17 protein-coding genes and 2 riboswitches are annotated in these 15,911 nt (G+C 42.6%); of the genes, 14 read left to right on the top strand and 3 right to left on the bottom strand.

Going from position 1 to position 15,911, the window contains the following annotated elements:
• Positions 1 to 92 precede the first annotated feature (92 nt).
• Positions 93 to 184, top strand: a riboswitch (glycine riboswitch).
• Positions 185 to 187: 3 nt separating this feature from the next.
• A riboswitch (glycine riboswitch) is annotated at positions 188 to 268 on the top strand.
• Positions 269 to 364: 96 nt separating this feature from the next.
• Genes gcvT through gcvPB form a run of 3 tightly spaced genes read left to right on the top strand, consistent with a single transcriptional unit; the run spans position 365 to position 4,290 of the window.
• Positions 365 to 1,471, top strand: a complete 1,107-nt coding sequence (gene gcvT / locus ACIFOD_RS00475) for a glycine cleavage system aminomethyltransferase GcvT (RefSeq protein WP_430313101.1) — start codon at positions 365 to 367, stop codon at positions 1,469 to 1,471.
• A gap of 16 nt (positions 1,472 to 1,487) precedes the next feature.
• Entirely contained in the window at positions 1,488 to 2,834 is a 1,347-nt protein-coding gene (gcvPA, locus tag ACIFOD_RS00470) for an aminomethyl-transferring glycine dehydrogenase subunit GcvPA (RefSeq protein ID WP_430313100.1), read from the top strand.
• On the top strand, positions 2,827 to 4,290 hold the full coding sequence (gene gcvPB, locus ACIFOD_RS00465; protein WP_430313099.1) for an aminomethyl-transferring glycine dehydrogenase subunit GcvPB: 1,464 nt from the start codon (positions 2,827 to 2,829) through the stop codon (positions 4,288 to 4,290). Before gcvPA ends, gcvPB begins: the two co-directional genes overlap by 8 nt.
• A gap of 100 nt (positions 4,291 to 4,390) precedes the next feature.
• On the opposite strand, the gene ACIFOD_RS00460 is transcribed toward gcvPB, so the two are convergent.
• Both ACIFOD_RS00460 and ACIFOD_RS00455 read right to left on the bottom strand, forming a co-directional pair.
• A complete protein-coding gene (locus ACIFOD_RS00460) occupies positions 4,391 to 4,711 on the bottom strand; it encodes a hypothetical protein (protein WP_430313098.1) in 321 nt (106 codons plus the stop codon).
• A 91-nt stretch (positions 4,712 to 4,802) separates the two neighbouring features.
• Positions 4,803 to 5,186, bottom strand: coding sequence for a rhodanese-like domain-containing protein (locus ACIFOD_RS00455; protein ID WP_113970477.1), 384 nt, complete (start codon positions 5,184 to 5,186; stop codon positions 4,803 to 4,805).
• 212 nt (positions 5,187 to 5,398) lie between these two features.
• Between ACIFOD_RS00455 and ACIFOD_RS00450 the strand changes: the two genes are divergently transcribed.
• The 3 genes from ACIFOD_RS00450 (at position 5,399) to ACIFOD_RS00440 (ending at position 10,145) form a co-directional block, all read left to right on the top strand.
• A complete protein-coding gene (locus ACIFOD_RS00450; RefSeq protein WP_430313097.1) occupies positions 5,399 to 6,235 on the top strand; it encodes a lipoate--protein ligase family protein in 837 nt (278 codons plus the stop codon).
• A gap of 351 nt (positions 6,236 to 6,586) precedes the next feature.
• Positions 6,587 to 9,157: a vitamin B12-dependent ribonucleotide reductase gene (locus ACIFOD_RS00445; RefSeq protein ID WP_430313096.1), complete on the top strand. Its 2,571-nt coding sequence runs from the start codon at positions 6,587 to 6,589 to the stop codon at positions 9,155 to 9,157.
• Between the two features lie 106 nt (positions 9,158 to 9,263).
• Positions 9,264 to 10,145, top strand: a complete 882-nt coding sequence (locus tag ACIFOD_RS00440) for a patatin-like phospholipase family protein (protein ID WP_324744508.1) — start codon at positions 9,264 to 9,266, stop codon at positions 10,143 to 10,145.
• A 16-nt stretch (positions 10,146 to 10,161) separates the two neighbouring features.
• Here ACIFOD_RS00440 and ACIFOD_RS00435 read toward each other — a convergent pair whose 3' ends face one another.
• A complete protein-coding gene (locus ACIFOD_RS00435; RefSeq protein ID WP_397553417.1) occupies positions 10,162 to 10,524 on the bottom strand; it encodes an SA1362 family protein in 363 nt (120 codons plus the stop codon).
• Positions 10,525 to 10,806: 282 nt separating this feature from the next.
• On the opposite strand from ACIFOD_RS00435, the gene ACIFOD_RS00430 reads away from it, so the two are divergent.
• From ACIFOD_RS00430 to spoIIIAD, 8 genes are all read left to right on the top strand, one after another.
• Entirely contained in the window at positions 10,807 to 11,376 is a 570-nt protein-coding gene (locus ACIFOD_RS00430) for a YqhR family membrane protein (RefSeq protein WP_148969594.1), read from the top strand.
• A 94-nt stretch (positions 11,377 to 11,470) separates the two neighbouring features.
• A complete protein-coding gene (gene aroQ / locus ACIFOD_RS00425; RefSeq protein ID WP_397553418.1) occupies positions 11,471 to 11,929 on the top strand; it encodes a type II 3-dehydroquinate dehydratase in 459 nt (152 codons plus the stop codon).
• On the top strand, positions 11,919 to 12,983 hold the full coding sequence (locus tag ACIFOD_RS00420) for a M24 family metallopeptidase (RefSeq protein ID WP_430313095.1): 1,065 nt from the start codon (positions 11,919 to 11,921) through the stop codon (positions 12,981 to 12,983). The genes aroQ and ACIFOD_RS00420 overlap by 11 nt, the downstream gene beginning before the upstream one ends.
• Positions 12,984 to 13,023: 40 nt before the next feature.
• The gene (gene efp, locus ACIFOD_RS00415; protein WP_148995647.1) at positions 13,024 to 13,581 is read left to right on the top strand and encodes an elongation factor P; all 558 of its coding nucleotides are present in this window, start codon (positions 13,024 to 13,026) and stop codon (positions 13,579 to 13,581) included.
• A gap of 200 nt (positions 13,582 to 13,781) precedes the next feature.
• Positions 13,782 to 14,705, top strand: coding sequence for a stage III sporulation protein AA (spoIIIAA, locus tag ACIFOD_RS00410; RefSeq protein ID WP_430313094.1), 924 nt, complete (start codon positions 13,782 to 13,784; stop codon positions 14,703 to 14,705).
• Positions 14,706 to 15,221: a stage III sporulation protein SpoIIIAB gene (gene spoIIIAB / locus ACIFOD_RS00405; RefSeq protein ID WP_430313093.1), complete on the top strand. Its 516-nt coding sequence runs from the start codon at positions 14,706 to 14,708 to the stop codon at positions 15,219 to 15,221.
• Positions 15,222 to 15,296: 75 nt separating this feature from the next.
• On the top strand, positions 15,297 to 15,503 hold the full coding sequence (gene spoIIIAC, locus ACIFOD_RS00400; RefSeq protein ID WP_034758004.1) for a stage III sporulation protein AC: 207 nt from the start codon (positions 15,297 to 15,299) through the stop codon (positions 15,501 to 15,503).
• Between the two features lie 12 nt (positions 15,504 to 15,515).
• On the top strand, positions 15,516 to 15,908 hold the full coding sequence (spoIIIAD, locus tag ACIFOD_RS00395) for a stage III sporulation protein AD (protein ID WP_172655798.1): 393 nt from the start codon (positions 15,516 to 15,518) through the stop codon (positions 15,906 to 15,908).
• The last annotated feature ends 3 nt before the right edge of the window (positions 15,909 to 15,911 follow it).

Here is a 15,911-nt window from a genome sequence, read left to right as displayed (position 1 = left end):
GTTTAAAAAACTCGAAAATCCGAACATTCACATTTACAACATTTCTTCTGTATATTTCTAGTATGACCAAATGTTTCAAGGAATATTGGCGAATGATAACAAGGGGAGAGACTGTGCATACAGCGCCGAAGGAGCAAGCACATTTAAGTGTGAATCTCTCAGGCAAAAAGACTCTTGTTGGACGCAACTCTGGAGAGTGTTTCCGGTACCCGGGAACCACCAAAGGGGAAAGCCGTTCTTCGGTAAACTTTCAGGTGCAAGGACAGAGAAACTTCTTTATGAAAAGGGGTTTTTCTGTCCTTTTTTCATGGGATAAAACTTGGTTAAGGATTATGCATGTAAGGAAGATAAAGGGGGAAAAGTCATGTCAGAGTTAAAACAAACACCTTTATACGAAGTGTACAAAGAGTATGGAGGAAAGACCATCGACTTCGGTGGCTGGGCTTTACCAGTGCAATTCTCAAGTATTAAAGAAGAACATGAAGCGGTACGAACCCGGGCTGGACTATTCGACGTTTCTCATATGGGAGAAATTGAAGTGAAGGGTGAAGGGGCTCTTGACTACTTACAAAGAATGATGACAAATGATGTCTCCAAAGTAAAAGATGGAGGAGCTCAGTATACGGCTATGTGCTACGAAAACGGTGGGACGGTCGATGACTTATTAGTTTATAAAATAAAAGATAATGATTATTTGCTCGTTGTTAATGCGGCAAATATAGATAAAGATTTTCAGTGGCTGAAAGAGCATGAAGTCGATGGAGTTGAAATCAACAACATCTCTGAACATATGGCGCAATTGGCCCTTCAAGGTCCACTTGCTGAACAGGTTTTACAAAAGCTTACAAACGAACATTCACTAAGTGATATCGGATTTTTTAAATTCCAGACCGAAGTGAACATAGATGGTAGACATGCACTTGTTTCACGTACCGGTTACACAGGGGAAGACGGATTTGAGATTTACTGTGATGCAGGTGATGCGGCTGCAATCTGGAAAGCCATCCTGGATGCAGGAAAGGAACATGGGGTGCTTCCATGCGGACTGGGTTCTCGTGATACATTGCGTTTTGAAGCGAATCTTGCCCTTTACGGACAAGAATTATCTCAATCGATCACGCCGATCGAAGCAGGGATTGGATTCGCCGTAAAAGTTAATAAAGAGGTTCCATTTAATGGTCATGAAGTGCTGAAACAACAAAAGGATGAAGGCGCTCCAAGAAAAATCGTCGGGATTGAAATGATTGATCGCGGAATTCCCCGTCATGGATATAAGGTGTATGCCGGTGAAGAAGAGATAGGGGAAGTCACAACCGGTACGCAATCGCCGACATTAAAGAAAAATGTAGGATTAGCATTACTCCATAAAGAGTTTACTTCTTTAGATACAGAAGTACTGGTTGAGATCAGAGGGAAAAAGTTAAAAGCGAAAGTAGTAGCGACACCATTCTATAAAAGACCAAAGAAATAGGGGAGGAATGACGGTCATGAAGCATCGTTATTTACCGATGACAGAGCAGGATCAAAGGGAAATGTTAGACAGCATAGGAGTAGACAGCGTTAACGATCTATTTGAAGATATTCCTGAGAAGGTCCGTTTCAAAGGGGATTACAAAATCAAAGAAGCGAAGTCAGAAACGGAATTGGTAAAAGAATTGACCAAAATGGCAGCGAAGAATGCTGACTTAAGAAGTCATACATCCTTTTTAGGGGCAGGAGTATATGACCACTACATGCCGATCATCGTGGATCATGTATTATCACGCTCTGAATTTTATACAGCATATACACCTTATCAACCGGAAATCTCTCAAGGAGAACTTCAAGCCATTTTTGAATTCCAAACGATGATTTGTGAGCTGACCGGCATGGATGTAGCCAACTCTTCCATGTACGATGGAGGAACGGCTCTTGCAGAAGCAGCTATGCTGAGTGCAGGGCAGACCCGTCGGAAAAAGGTACTGGTTTCAAGTACCGTGCATCCCGAGTCACGTGATGTTTTACGATCTTATGCAAAAGGTCAGTATATAGAAGTGGTGGAAATTCCGCACGATAATGGTGTTACGGATGTTGAAGAACTTAAGAAATTAATGAGTAATGAAATTGCAGCGGTAGTCGTTCAATATCCTAACTTCTTCGGCCGGGTAGAAGAACTAAAAGCAATCGAAGAAGTGGCGCACGCTGAAAAAGCAATGTTCGTTGTTTCTTCAAACCCGCTTGCATTAGGGGCGCTTACTCCTCCTGGACAATTAGGAGCCGATATCGTCATTGGTGATGCACAGCCATTCGGTATCCCAAGTGCATTCGGTGGACCGCACTGTGGATACTTCGCTGTGAACAAAAAGCTTATGCGTAAAGTTCCGGGCCGTCTTGTTGGTCAAACCGTTGATGAAGATGGAATCAGAGGATTTGTTCTTACTCTTCAAGCACGTGAGCAGCATATCCGTCGAGATAAAGCAACGTCGAATATTTGTTCAAACCAGGCATTAAATGCACTCGCTGCATCTGTAGCCATGACAGCACTTGGAAAACAGGGCGTCAAAGAGATGGCACTTCAAAATATCCAAAAAGCACATTATGCAAAAGAAGCCTTTAAAGCAAAAGGATTCTCCATTGCATTTGAAGGACCATCATTCAATGAGTTTGTCGTAAAGGTAAATAGGCCGGTCAAAGAAATCAATCAAAAGCTCCTGGGTAAAGAAATGATTGGCGGTTATGATTTAGGATTAATGGATGACAGCTTATCACAGCACATGCTGATCGCTGTTACTGAACTTCGCAGCAAAGAAGAAATCGACGCATTCGTAGCAGAATTGGGGGATTGTCATGAATAAGCAAGATCAACCTCTTATTTTTGAATTATCTAAAGAAGGCCGTGTCGGCTATAGCTTACCTGAGATGGATGTACCACAGGTAGAACTGTCAGATCTCATTCCATCTGATTATATCCGTACGGAAGAACCGCATCTTCCAGAGGTTTCTGAACTGGATATCATGCGTCATTATACGGCATTATCAAAACGTAATCATGGTGTGGATTCCGGTTTCTATCCATTAGGGTCTTGTACGATGAAGTACAATCCGAAGGTGAATGAAAACGTGGCACGCTTGAATGGATTCGCTCATATCAATCCTCTCCAGGAAGCAGAAAGCGTTCAAGGTGCCCTTGAACTGATGTATGATCTTCAGGAGCATTTGAAAGAGATCACAGGCATGGATGAAGTGACCCTTCAACCTGCTGCCGGTGCTCACGGAGAGTGGACGGGTCTTATGATGATCCGTGCTTACCATGAAGCAAATGGAGACACTCATCGTACGAAGGTCATCGTACCGGATTCAGCTCATGGAACGAACCCTGCCAGTGCGACTGTAGCAGGTTTCGAAACGGTAACGGTGAAATCAAACGAAAACGGTTTAGTTGATTTAGAGGATCTGAAGCGAGTAGTTGGAAATGATACAGCAGCCTTGATGCTGACCAACCCGAACACCCTTGGATTATTTGAAGAAAACATTCTGGAAATGGCTGCAATCATTCATGAAGCAGGCGGTAAGTTGTATTATGATGGTGCCAATTTAAATGCCGTATTATCAAAAGCCAGACCAGGGGATATGGGATTTGATGTCGTGCATTTAAATCTTCATAAGACCTTTACTGGCCCTCACGGAGGCGGTGGTCCAGGGAGCGGTCCTGTGGGAGTGAAGGAAGACCTGATTAAATACCTTCCAAAACCGATACTGGTAAAAAATGGTGAAAAGTTCGAATTCGATTACAACCGTCCTGATTCCATTGGCCGTGTAAAACCTTACTATGGAAACTTTGGAATCAACGTTCGTGCGTATACGTACATCAGAACGATGGGGCCGGACGGACTGAGAGCCGTGACGGAAAATGCCGTCCTGAATGCCAATTACATGATGCGCCGCCTGGCGCCTCACTTTGACCTTCCATTCGATCGTCATTGTAAGCATGAATTCGTGATCAGCGGAAAACGCCAGAAGAAGCTTGGTGTCCGAACATTGGATATTGCGAAGCGACTACTCGACTTCGGATATCATCCGCCAACCATCTACTTCCCACTAAACGTGGAAGAGTGCATGATGATCGAACCGACGGAAACAGAATCGAAAGAAACCCTTGATTCCTTCATTGATGCCATGATACAGATTGCCAAAGAAGCAGAAGAGACGCCGGAAATCGTCCAGGAAGCACCGCACACAACCATCGTCAAACGTATGGACGAAACACTCGCAGCAAGAAAACCGGTACTGCGTTATACAAAAGAAAGCTAAAGAAATAAAATTGGAAATCCCCGCAGTAATTCGCTGCGGGGATTTTTGTTGAGGGACGGACCTTCATTGTAAAGGAAGTGGGGTGGAGGTGATTGTGGTATTATTTTGTGAAGTTCAGGAGGTAAAAGAGGGGATTCGACCGTTTAATGAATTCATTACGGTAGAAAGACAAGTAAACAAGCAGATTTAGTCGATCACTGAGCAGAATAGGTGCGGAATCCAGTCGTGATGATCGGTAATCCTCGGTAATACAGCGGAAGTGATAGATAATCCAGCCGGTTTGGTCGATAATCCAGCCGATTTGGCCGATAATCCAGCCGAAATGAGCAGGAATCCAGCCGATTTGGCCGATAATCCAGCCGAAATGAGCAAAAATCCAGCCGTGTTCCACATAATTCCATTTATTGATCAAATTATGCACAATACCAATACCACTAGAACCATCACTCCAATCCAACCTACTACTTACAACGATCAAAAAAAAGGATCGCCCCAAAGGCAATCCTTTCACATTATTTTTTATGTTTTACTTTGCCTGTCCACTTTTTAAAGCCGCCCTGCAATTGGTGAAGATCCCGGTACCCTTTGCGGTGAAGCATTTGAGCTGCTCGTCCGCTGCGGAGTCCGCTTTGGCAATAAAGGTAAACGGGTTGATCGGCACGGATTTCCTTTTGTCTCATTTTAATTTGAGAGAGGGGGATATTTCGTGCGCCAAGTACGTGACCGTTATCAAATTCATTCGCTTCACGAACATCTATCAACTGAGCTTTACGATATCCTGCTCGAAATTCTTCTTCAGTCAATGTATTCACAATCCTCTTTTGATAGAAGAACGTAAAGAGTGAATAAACAATGATTCCACCAAGTACGACTAAAAGAATATATAATCCTTCCATCATTCATGCTCCTTTCTACAAATGCGCTAACTTCTATTATATTCATGAAAGCCCCGAGAATCAAAACAAATTTATTATTTTACAGCAAACACTTTCCAATCTGTTTTTCTTTGTTTTTTCTTTTGGATTTGATAGACTAGTAACGGACTTAATTGAAGTTGGTTTTTTACATAACATAATATCAAAGAGAAGACGCAAATGAGGTATGATGCATGAAAAAAGAAACATGGAGATTCATTGACTCAGGGAATTGTTCCCCTTCTTATAATATGGCCCTTGATGAGGCGCTACTGGATTGGCATAGCGAGGGAAAGATTCCTCCCACGATCAGGTTTTATGGCTGGGATCCCGCGACGCTCTCGATCGGTTATTTCCAAAAGGTAGAAAAGGAAATCAATCTTGATGCAGTGAAAGAGCACAGTCTTGGCTTTGTCAGAAGACCGACGGGAGGCAGAGGGGTTCTGCATGAACATGAATTGACGTACAGCGTCATTGTTTCTGAAGAGCACCCGGAAATGCCTAAAACCGTTACAGAAGCATACCGGGTGATTTCGGAAGGGATCTTAAAAGGATTTCAAGGACTTGGACTCGAAGCCTATTTTGCCGTTCCTAAAACAGCAGAAGAGCGGGAAGGGTTAAAGAATCCACGTTCAGCCGTTTGTTTTGATGCACCGAGCTGGTATGAACTGGTGGTAGAAGGAAGAAAAGTGGCGGGCAGTGCCCAGACGCGCCAAAAAGGTGTCATCCTTCAACACGGTTCCATTCTATTGGATCTTGACGAAGATAAGCTGTTCAGCCTGTTTCACTATCCATCTGACCGGGTGAAAGAGCGTATGCAGCGGGCATTTAAAAGCAAGGCTGTCGCGATGAACGAAATCAGTTCGGAAACGGTCACCATGGATATGGCGAAGGAAGCATTCAAAAAAGGTTTTGAGGAAGGATTGAATATTCACCTGGAGCCATATGAACTTTCTGAAGAGGAAACACAATATGTTGTGGACCTTGCCAAAACCCGGTACGAATCAGATGACTGGAATTTCAAACGATAAAAAATTTTTTGTAGAAAAAAAGCGATGCTTGTCGCTTTTTTCCTGTTTTACCAACTATTACGCGACTTGGATTTATATCAAGTTCTAAATTAATAGAAATGGTCGGAGTATTATATGATTATCTATTAAATCCTTCTGTTTTCTATTTTTATTGGCATATTATCCGTTTGACAAACAAATGACCTATTGACCTGAAACACAATATGTGGTGTGTCGAATAATTTTTTACACACTATATGTTGTGTTTATTTATTGCTTTTCCAATTGAGCTATGATATCGTATTATTTGATATAACACATCAAAGTTAACAACAAACAAATGAAAGATTTGAGATAGAAGGAGTTGTCTTTATGACTGTTGCGTCTAAAAACACAATGAAATTAAACATCGAAAGATTAAATCAGGATATTGGATTGTTTCCTCAAGTACATCCCATAACCCCGGATATGAAAACTACACATAAGGGTGTATCCCGTCTTGTCATGATTGATCGCTATTCTTTCAAAGACACGGAAAAGATCACTCTTTCAGAAGGTGATTTCGTGGTCCTCACCATCAAAGAAGATCCTAAATTCCCTGCAAGAGGATTAGGGTATATCACAAGCATCGACTGGGAGACGAAGAAAGCAGATGTTTGGATCGAAGAAGAGTACAGAAGTGCCATCGACAAACCTGAAGAAATGGAAACGGGTGTCGTCTCAAGAACACTTGATGTCATTGAAAAACCTCTCGAAGTCTACTACGAACAAATTGCGAAGCGTAACGCAACAGGCTTGGCAGAAGTGGAAAAAACTCCTGAAAAGAGACAAGTTTGGTTTGAAAAATTCTATCATGAATTAGTGAACCTGCATTTTGTTCCTGCTGGCCGGGTGCTTTATGGAGCGGGTGCCGGAACAGACGTAACGTACTTCAACTGTTACGTGATGCCTTTCGTACAGGATTCCCGAGAAGGGATTTCAGAACATCGCAAGCAGGTGATGGAGATCATGAGCCGAGGCGGGGGTGTCGGAACGAACGGATCGACTCTTCGCCCACGAAATACTCTGGCTAAAGGTGTGAACGGTAAATCCTCCGGTTCGGTTTCCTGGCTGGATGACATCGCTAAATTGACTCATTTGGTTGAGCAGGGCGGATCAAGACGTGGGGCACAAATGATCATGCTTTCAGATTGGCATCCCGATATTATCGAATTCATCATTTCTAAAATGCAAAACCCGCGTATTCTGCGATATCTTCTTGAAAATACAGAAGATGAAACGATTAAAAAAGCAGCACAGGATAAGTTGAAATTCACCCCTCTGGCTGAACAAGAGGAAGCGATGTATCAAGGAATCCTAAATTATAGACAAATCCCTGGATACGGTGGATTTGATGCGAAAATCCTTAAGAATGCAGAAGAAAAGCTCCGTACAGGCGGAACATACAGCGTCCATAATTCAGAATTCCTGACAGGAGCGAATATCTCGGTTTGCCTGACAAGCGACTTTATGGAAGCCGTGGAAAACGATCGTGAATACGAACTGCGCTTCCCTGATGTAGAAAGCTATAATGAAGAGCAGATGAAATACTATAATGAAGAATGGCACAACGTAGGGGATGTCCGTGAGTGGGAAAAGCTCGGCTACAAAGTGCGTACTTACCGTAAGATCAAGGCGAAAGAACTTTGGAATCTTATCAATGTATGTGCAACCTATTCTGCAGAGCCTGGAATCTTCTTTATTGATAACGCGAATGACATGACGAATGCGAAAGCATACGGTCAAAAGGTAGTTGCTACGAACCCATGCGGTGAACAGCCTCTTGCTCCATATTCCGTGTGTAACCTGGCAGCCGTCAACCTTGCTCAGTTTGCCAATAAAGAGACGAAAACCGTTGATTTTGAAAAATTGAAGCGTACCGTTGAAGTGGGTGTTCGCATGCAGGACAACGTCATCGACGCGACTCCTTACTTCCTGGATGAAAACAAAAAGCAGGCCCTTGGTGAGCGACGTGTTGGCCTTGGTGTAATGGGTCTTGCAGATTTGTTGATCTACTGTGAGAAAGAATACGGTTCTGAAGAAGGCAATCAGCTTGTGGATGAAGTATTTGAAGTCATCGCCACAACCGCTTATCGTGCTTCTGTTGAATTATCGAAGGAAAAAGGAAGCTTTCCATTCCTGACTGGAAGCACCGATGAAGAAACGAAAGCTTTACGAAAAGCATTTGTGGAAACGGGCTTTATGAAGAAGATGCCTAAGGATGTCCGAACAGACATTGAACAGTATGGAATCCGGAATTCCCATCTGTTAACTGTTGCTCCTACAGGTTCAACAGGTACGATGGTTGGAGTATCTACCGGGCTTGAACCTTACTTCTCCTTCACGTACTACAGAAGCGGTCGTCTTGGTAAGTTCATTGAAGTGAAAGCGGATATTGTAGAGGATTACTTGAAGAGAAATCCGGATGCAGATACTGACAATCTTCCAGAATGGTTTGTTTCTTCCATGAGCTTGGCGCCACAAGCACATGCCGATGTCCAATGTGTCATTCAGAATTGGATCGACAGCTCTATTTCGAAAACGGTTAATGCCCCTCGTGGTTATACGGTTGATCAAGTTGAAAAAGTGTATGAGCGACTCTATAAGGGTGGAGCAAAAGGTGGAACCGTCTACGTTGACGGAAGCCGTGATTCACAAGTTCTTACCCTTAAGGCAGAAGAAAACAGCTTTGATGACGAGGACGAACAGGAACAACAAGACATTCCTACATCGAAAAAGCCGATCGTGTTACTTGATACGATTCAGGACGTACGTTCAACAGACGTGTCCATTGGTTCTGAAGTTGGGAATACGTGTCCAGTCTGCCGTAAAGGGACGGTAAAAGATATGGGTGGCTGCAATACTTGTACAAACTGCGGCGCTCAGCTGAAATGCGGACTATAATATATGAAGAAAGGTAGGAGGGACTGGTTCCCCTCCTATTTTTTTAGTCTAAAATCCTTCTTTGTGAATTAAAGATGTAGTAAGAGACATTGAAGGAGTGGGGCCTTTGGACATCGATGGCGTTTTTTCAGGTGGAGGCATAAAGGGGCTCGCGTTGATTGGGGCATATCAAGCATTAGAGGAGAAGGGCTACAAATTTAAGAGGCTCGCAGGAACAAGTGCCGGAGCGGTGATTGCAGCATTTATTGCCGCCGGTTATTCGAGCAGGGAGCTCTTGAAAATCATGGATGATATAGATTTTAATAAATTGCTGGACTCAAACGCGATCATCTCTCTCCCTATAATAAAATGGCTTCGGGTTTACAATCGTTTAGGTTTATATAAGGGAGTGGCGCTTGAAAGTTGGGTGGAAGAAAAGCTGAAAGCGAGGGGAATTTATACGTTCGCCGATTTACCACCCCATTCACTCCGGGTCATCGCTTCGGATTTATCGAATGGCAGATTGTTGGTTCTCCCGGATGATCTTGAGAAGTACGGCATTGCGAAAGAAACCTTTCCCGTTGCCAGGGCGATACGAATGAGTGCGAGTCTTCCTTACTTCTTTGAACCTGTAAAGCTGCGATCTTTAGAAGGAATAAGTTTCATGGTGGATGGTGGGGTGCTCAGTAACTTTCCTATGTGGCTGTTTGATAGGGAAAATGTGAAAAAGATAAGGCCGGTCATCGGGGTGAAGTTAAGTCACGATCTAATCGGAAAGCCAAAAAAACAAATCAAAAATGCGATTGATATGTATGAAGCCCTCTTTACTACGATGAAAGATGCACATGATTCAAGATACATTTCCAGAAAACTTGAAAAAAACATCATTTTTATTCCTACTGAAGGTGTGCTCACGACCGAATTCGGATTAACTCCCGAAAAAAGAGCAGAGCTCTTTCAATACGGGAAATCAAAAGCGGAAGCATTCCTTCAAAAATGGCCGTATTAATAAAACAATCGAGCTCCTAAAATGAGGCTCGATTGTTTTTCTTATTCTTTTTTCCTTCAATTACAGTAAGGTTGGCATTGGATTTCTTTCGTATCGAACGTTTCTTTGAGGCGTTTGATACTTGAGGCTTACTTGGAGACTTTTTCTTATGCCGCCTCTTTGATTGTTTGGCTGCTTTAAGAAACGCTCTCTGTTCATTACTATTACCAGCCCGCCTCCCGCTGAACCATCTTCGGTAAATGAAGTAGATGATTCCGATCACAGCTGCTGTAACAAGTAATTGTTTAACTAGCCCTAAAGGATTTCCGAATAGGGAAGTGAAGAGCCCTACAATAGCTAACAATATTAATGTGATAACAAAGATATTACGAGCGTTCAACAAAGCCACCTCCTTACAATACAATCCATTATACATATCTATACTATTATTCTAGACAATTCCCTTGTTATTTAACCATATTATTTATCGATTTTCTGTGAATTTTTGCTGGGGTTATTTTCTGAAACTTGGAAAGATATTATCTATTTTACTAAAAAATGAATCAAAGGACTAGAGATAGGTTTTATCACCCATATTTCCTCATCATCCACAGATGAAAAATAAGTAAAAACATGCAAATGTTTAAGTCAATGGGACATACTACGAATGGAGGTGTTTCAGATGGCTGAACAAAAGGGACAGCATGAAAAGATTCAGGATGGCACAGAAGAAAGCAAGGAAAATCCACGTTTAGAGCAGAATCAGGGTGAAAAACCACTATCGTTCATGGCAATGGTTGTGGTGACGGGCTTTATCGGTGGGATGTTATGGAGTTCAATTGCCTATATTTGTTACTTTTTTTCCTTTACGAAAATCGAGCCAAATATTATATTTGAGCCGTGGGCGGTTGGTGACTGGGTGGACAAATGGATCGGTATCGTTCTTTCCATTGTGGCTTACGGAGTGATTTCTATAGGTGTGGCCCTCATTTATTATGGTTTATTACGAAAATTCAAGTCTATGTGGGTAGGAGTTGCCTACGGAGTAGCGTTATACCTAGCTTTCTTTTTACTGCTCAATCCTCTTTTCCCGAGCATTGAATCCTTTACATCCATTGACTATCACACTTTGATCACAACCTTCTGCCTGTATATTTTGTATGGCGTATTTATCGGCTATTCGATTTCTTATGAAGAAAATGAATTGAGACATCAGAATGAGAAAGAAAAATCAGGGGAAGTATCCCATTAACAAATCCTCATTATCAGACAATTATGTAGGTATAGGTATAAGGTTTGTGTTAGAATGTTCATGATGAACATTCTATTTTTTTAGGGGTTTACATATGATGAAAATCTTGCTTTTAAATGGTCCTAACTTAAATAGGCTCGGGAAACGTGAACCCGATATTTATGGACATGTCACCCTGCCGCAACTTGAGGGGAAGCTTTCGAAACAAGCAGAAGGTGAAGGATTTCAACTCTTTTCAGCTCAATCGAACCATGAAGGGGAACTGATTGATTACATACACAGGGCAGAGGATGAAGGGTATGGGGGAATCATCCTGAATCCCGGTGCTTTCACGCATTACAGCTATGCGATAAGAGATGCAGTGGCTTCGGTATCAGTACCGGTAGTGGAAGTGCATATATCTAATATCCATGCCCGTGAAGCGTTCAGACATCAATCTGTCGTGGCAGCTGAAACGGTTGGCCAGATCGTCGGTTTTGGACTGTTTGGTTACGAATTGGCTTTACAAGCGATCATAAAGAATATTAAGGGAGTGGAATTGAATGAAGATTGAACGATTAAGAGAGACTTTTTCAGAAAACGAACTTGACGGGGTTTTACTTACAAGTACCTACAACCGTCGGTACATGACAAACTTTACGGGTTCATCAGGTGTTGCTCTGATTTCTAAAGAGAAAGCATTATTCATAACAGATTTCCGCTACATCGAGCAAGCAACCGAGCAGGCTGCCGATTTTGAAATCGTCCAGCATACTGGACCCATCCATGAGGAAGTAGCCAAACAAGTGAAAAAACTTGGGATCAAGAAACTGGGCTTTGAGAAGAACTACATGACATTCAGTGCGTATGACAGCTATCGTGAAGTGCTGGAAGCAGAACTTGTACCGGTATCCGGGCTGGTGGAAAAGTTACGCTTGATTAAGACACCTGAAGAGCTTAAGATAATTAAGGATGCGGCGGATATTGCCGATGCAGCATTTAAGCATATATTAGATTTTATTAAACCGGGTGTGACAGAGTTAGAAGTTTCCAATGAATTAGAATTCTTCATGAGAAAAGCGGGAGCGACATCTTCATCTTTTGATATCATCGTTGCTTCAGGTAATCGTTCTGCACTTCCTCATGGGGTCGCCAGTGATAAAGTCATTGAAAAAGGTGATTTTGTAACGTTGGATTATGGTGCATACTATAAAGGATATTGCTCCGATATGACACGTACATTATCTGTAGGAGAACCAAGTGAGAAATTGAAAGAGATCTATGACGTCGTTCTACAATCACAGCTTCTGGCTATGGAAAAAATCAAGCCTGGTATGACAGGTAAAGATGCGGATGCTATTGCACGTGATTACATAACAGAAAAGGGTTATGGAGAGTATTTCGGACATTCACTGGGACACGGAATCGGCCTTGAAGTCCATGAAGGACCAGGATTGTCTTCCCGTTCCGATGTGGTACTGGAGCCTGGAATGATCGTAACGGTTGAACCGGGCGTCTATGTTCCGGGTGTTGGCGGTGTTCGTATTGAAGATGATACACTCATAACAGAAGATTCCAATGAAACACTGACACATTCTACAAAAGATCTAATCATTCTGCCATTGTAGTCCTAAAGACAGTTCTACTAGACAATAGGAGGAAATAAATATGATTTCAGTAAATGATTTTCGTACAGGTTTGACGATTGAAGTCGATAACGGGATATGGCGAGTAATCGATTTCCAACACGTTAAACCAGGTAAAGGGGCAGCATTCGTTCGCTCCAAACTTCGTAACCTGCGCACAGGTGCCATCCAGGAAAAAACGTTCCGTGCAGGAGAAAAAGTAGGAAAAGCCCAAATCGATAACCGTAAAATGCAATACCTGTATGCTAATGGTGACATGCATGTATTCATGGACAACGAAAGCTACGATCAAATCGAACTTCCGGCTTCTTCCATTGAATATGAATTGAAATACCTGAAAGAAAACATGGAAGTGCACATCATGATGTACGGTGGAGAAACTCTTGGAGTCGAGCTTCCTAACTCAGTTGAATTGAAAGTAACTGAAACAGAACCGGGTATCAAAGGCGATACAGCTTCCGGTGGTTCAAAGCCTGCTACAGTGGAAACAGGATTAGTGGTTAACGTACCGTTCTTCGTCAACGAAGGAGACACATTGATCATTAACACAACGGACGGATCTTACGTATCACGTGGATAATTGAATGTGAAAAGCCTGAGCGAGATTATTCTCGTTCGGGCTTTTTTTATATTAAATCTCCCAATCCCCGCCTCAAATCTTCCAACTCTACTGTCATAATCTCATCCCACTAGAATACATTGTATTATCGGGAAGCATGTACGAAGGTTCATTTCCGTGTTCATACATTCCGAAGTGGAACAAGATTAGGAGGTACCTAAATGCAAGAAGTTCTAGCCTTACTACCCAGCACTATTTCTGACAAAGTCCTGACCCTTCCACAAGATCTTATTGACCGAATTGAAGAAATCAGAGTTCGTACCAACCGTGTGTTGGAGGTCACGGCCAGGGGGAAGCCATATTTTCTTTCCTATACCGTTACCGAGGAAGATAGCGAACAGCTCATTAACAAACTATCCAGGCATTCATTTTATACATTGGAAGAAGAACTGAAGAGAGGATATATCACGATTGAAGGCGGACATCGGGTCGGTCTTGCCGGCAAGGTCATTCTAGAGGGTGGTGTGGTGAAAGGGATTCGGAATCTGTCTTCCTTTAACATCAGGATTGCGAGACAAAAGCTTGGCATAGCTCAATCTATTTTTCCATATGTTTATGATAGTGGCTGGAAGCATACGATGATTATCGGCTCGCCTCAGACAGGGAAAACCACATTGCTAAGAGATCTTGCACGTTTGATCTCGACCGGCGTCCCGGAAAAAAAGATCCCTCCTTTTAAAGTAGGGATTGTCGATGAACGGTCCGAAATTGCCGGCTGTGTAAATGGAATCCCCCAGCTGATGTTCGGACCCAGGGTGGACGTGCTGGATGCATGTCCGAAGGCTGAAGGGATGATGATGCTGATCCGCTCCATGAGTCCCGACGTCCTGATTGTGGATGAGATTGGCCGCGTGGAAGATGGTCAAGCTATCCAGGAAGCCGTTAATGCCGGTATTACCCTTGTGATGACGACTCATGGATCTACATTCGCGGAAGTAGCGAAGAGACCGGTTATCAAGGACATTGTGAATCTTCAAACCATTGAGCGGTTTGTTGAACTAAGGAGAGGGGATGAGCCTGGTAAGGTTCATGAAGTGTGGAATGAACACGGTCAATCTCTTCTGAAAAAAGTGAGTGTGACATAAATGATTAAACTAATCGGTGCTGTTTTCATCCTGCTTTCTACTTCCTGGGCTGGATTCGAAGCGTCTAAATATTTAACGGAAAGACCGAGGCAGCTTCGGTTGTTGAAGGTGGCCCTCCAGTCATTGGAAGCAGAAATCACATACAGCCATACCCCATTGCATGAAGCAACGAGAAAGATCTCCAAGCAGTTGCAAAAACCTGTTTCCTGGTTCTTTGAAACGTTCTCAAAGAAATTAACGGAGCAGGAGATTTCAGTGAAGAAAGCGTGGGAAGAAAGCCTGAATGATATATGGAAATTAACGGCTTTTAAAACAGGTGAATATGAAATCCTGAAACAATTTGGAGAAAACCTGGGCAAACACGACATGTTGACCCAGCAGAAACATATACAGTTAGCGTTAAAACATCTGGAAAGAGAAGAATCAGAGGCGATAGAAAAGCAGAGAAAATATGAAAAGATGACGAAGAGCTTGGGGTTCTTGTCAGGTTTATTATTGATCATCCTATTACTCTAACGATGCTTCATAGGTCAATACTTTCATACATGCCAATCGCTTGCGAGAAGTTTAGAAACCAGGAGGGAAATGAATATGGGAATTGATGTGGATATTATTTTCAAGATCGCAGGGGTGGGGATTGTAGTGGCCTTTTTGCATACGATTTTAGATCAGGTCGGGAAAAAGGAATATGCACAGTGGGTTACCCTCTTTGGGTTCATCTATATTCTGTTTATGGTAGCCTCGATTGTCGATGATCTGTTCCAGAAGATTAAATCGGTCTTCTTATATCAAGGTTAGGGGGCGTCCGCGATTGAAATCATTCAAATTGTTGGTATAGCACTGGTTGCGACCTTTCTGGCTTTGATCGTGAAAGAGCAGAAACCAAATTTTGCTTTCTTGCTTATTGTGTTTGTAGGATGTTCGATTTTTTTATTTCTGATCGATCAAATTTACTCCATCATTCATATGATTGAGAAGCTTGCTGCGAATGCAAATGTGAATATGGTGTATGTAGAAACCATTCTCAAAATTATCGGCATCGCCTACATAGCGGAATTCGCTTCTCACATTACAAAGGATGCCGGACAAGGTGCTCTTGCGGCGAAAGTGGAGCTTGCAGGGAAGATTTTGATTTTAGCAATGGCGGTACCTATATTAACAGTGATTATCGAAACGATCATCAACATGATCCCAACTGGATAAGCG

This window comes from Rossellomorea sp. NRS-1567 (assembly GCF_050467885.1).
Taxonomy (GTDB): domain Bacteria; phylum Bacillota; class Bacilli; order Bacillales; family Bacillaceae_B; genus Rossellomorea; species Rossellomorea aquimaris_C.
This window is presented reverse-complemented; position numbering and strand designations above follow the sequence as displayed.